The sequence below is a fragment of the Ottowia sp. genome, from assembly GCF_035325765.1.
Classification (GTDB): Bacteria; Pseudomonadota; Gammaproteobacteria; order Burkholderiales; family Burkholderiaceae_C; genus Ottowia.
Genome location: NZ_DAOKZG010000100.1, coordinates 1 through 2,325 on the forward strand (window position 1 = coordinate 1; position 2,325 = coordinate 2,325).

The 2,325-nt window shown below is 67.8% G+C and carries 2 protein-coding genes; one reads left to right on the plus strand and one right to left on the minus strand.

Annotated elements, in window-relative coordinates; genetic code table 11:
* Window positions 1–180: 180 nt before the first annotated feature.
* Window positions 181–1,584, minus strand: coding sequence for an adenylosuccinate lyase (gene purB, locus PKA16_RS15780; protein WP_324404645.1), 1,404 nt, complete (start codon window positions 1,582–1,584; stop codon window positions 181–183).
* 83 nt (window positions 1,585–1,667) lie between these two features.
* On the opposite strand from purB, the gene PKA16_RS15785 reads away from it, so the two are divergent.
* Window positions 1,668–2,288 carry a glutathione S-transferase N-terminal domain-containing protein gene (locus PKA16_RS15785; RefSeq protein WP_324404647.1) on the plus strand — a complete coding sequence of 207 codons (621 nt, stop codon included), beginning with the start codon at window positions 1,668–1,670 and terminating at the stop codon, window positions 2,286–2,288.
* Window positions 2,289–2,325 lie beyond the last annotated feature (37 nt).

Sequence of the window (2,325 nt, forward strand, 5' to 3'; positions counted from 1 at the left end):
CTGGACAATTACGATCTCGCCGGCCAAAAGACGGGGTTGTTCAGACCTTCCCTAAGATAAATGACAGGATCAGGTTATTCGTTGGCCTCACAACGTTGCCCTTCTATCCGAGGCATTTCATCTTTTGAAACGTAGCTCGGTTTAGGCAAACCTAAAATTTTGCGGATCAGGCTAACAATCTCACACCTGCCCCGCCAACTCCCCCGCCTTCCCCACATACCCCGCCGGCGTCAGGGCCAGCAGCCGCTCCTTCTCGGCCTGAGGGATCTCCAGCCCCCGGATCAGCGCATGCAGCGCCTCGCGCGTCACGGCCTGGCCGCGCGTGGCTTCCTTGAGCTTTTCGTAGGCGCCGGGCACGCCGTAGCGGCGCATGACGGTCTGGATGGGTTCGGCCAGCACTTCCCAGGCTTCATCGAGGTCCGCAGCCAGCGCAGCCTCGTTCAGTTCCAGCTTGTTCAGGCCCGTGAGCAGCGACTGCCAGGCCAGCACGGCATGGCCGAGGGCGACGCCCATGTTGCGCAGCACGGTGCTGTCGGTCAGGTCGCGCTGCCAGCGGCTGATGGGCAGCTTCTCGCTCAAATGGCGCAACACGGCATTGGCCAGGCCCAGGTTGCCCTCGGCGTTCTCGAAGTCGATGGGATTGACCTTGTGCGGCATGGTGGACGAGCCGATCTCGCCCGCCTTGGTCTTCTGCTTGAAGTAGCCCAGGCTGATGTAGCCCCAGACGTCGCGCGCCAGGTCGATGCCGATGGTGCCGGCGCGCGCCGTGGCGTCGAACAGCTCGGCCATGTAGTCGTGCGGCTCGATCTGGATGCTGTAGGGCTGAAAGCTGAGGCCCAGGCCGGCCGGTGCCGGGCTTTCGACCACGCGGCGGCTGAAGGCCTCCCAGTCGAAGCCGGGCCAGGCCGCCAGATGGGCGTTGTAGTTGCCGACGGCGCCGTTCATCTTGGCCAGCAGGGCGACGCCGGCGATGCGCTGGCGCGCGGCCTGCAGGCGCACGACGACGTTGGCCAGCTCCTTGCCGACGGTGGTGGGGCTGGCGGTCTGGCCATGGGTGCGGCTGAGCATGGGCACGGCGGCATGCTGATGGGCCAGCGCGCGCAGGCGCTCGATCACGGCGTCGAGCGACTGCAGCAGCACGGCGCGGCCGGCCTGCAGCTGCAGGGCGTGGCTGGTGTTGTTGATGTCCTCGCTGGTGCAGGCGAAGTGCACGAACTCGGCCGCAGCCTGCAGCTCGGGCCGGCCCTCGAACTGGCCCCGGATCCAGTATTCGACGGCCTTGACGTCGTGATTCGTGGTGCGCTCGATGGCCTTGATGGCGGCTCCGTCAGCCTCCGAAAAGCCGTCGAGCAGCGACTGCAAGTGAGCGCGTGCTTGCACCGTGAGGGGCTTGAATTCGGCGAAGCCGGCATCGGACAGGGCGACGAACCAGGTGAGCTCGACCTGGACGCGGTAGCGCATGTAGCCCCATTCGCTGAGGTGCGGGCGCAGGGCATCGAGCTTGGCGGCGTAGCGGCCGTCCAGCGGCGAGAGGGCGGTGAGGGCGGTGAGGGCGGTGAGGGCGGTGAGGGCGGTCGCGTTCATGCGAACGATTGTAGGAGCCGGCTGCGCCTAGAATGGCGCCGCTCGCCCACCATCCAACCACCTGCTGTCAACCCATCATGATCATGCGCTTGATTGGCGCCGTCACCAGCCCCTATGTGCGCAAGGTGCGCGTCGTGCTGGCCGAGAAGAAGCTCGACTACCAGTTCGTGCCGGCCGATGTCTGGAGCGACGACCCGGCGATCGGCGACGCCAATCCGCTGGGCAAGGTGCCGTGCCTGGTGATGGACGCGCAGGACGCGGTGTTCGACTCGCGCGTGATCGTCGACTACCTGGACACGCTGTCGCCGGTGGGCCGGCTGATCCCGACGCCGGGACGCGAACGCGTCGAGGTCAAGACCTGGGAGGCGCTGGCCGACGGGTTGCTGGACGCCGCCATCCTGGCGCGGCTGGAGAATACCTGGCCGGGCCGCGCCGAGGGCGAGCGCAGCCAGGCCTGGGTGGCGCGCCAGATGGGCAAGGTCGACCGCGCGCTGGCGGCGATGGACGCCGGCCTGGGCGACAAGCCCTGGTGCGCCGGCGGCATCCACCTGACGCTGGCCGACATCGCCGTGGGCTGCGCCCTGGCCTACCTGGACTTCCGCTTTCCCGAGCTCGACTGGCGCGCGCGCCACGCCGGCCTGGCGACGCTGCTGGACGAGAAGCTGGCGCCGCGCGCGAGCTTTGCGGACACCGTGCCGCACTGAGCGCGCCGTTTCCGCTCCTCGTCCGATCGGCGTCGCT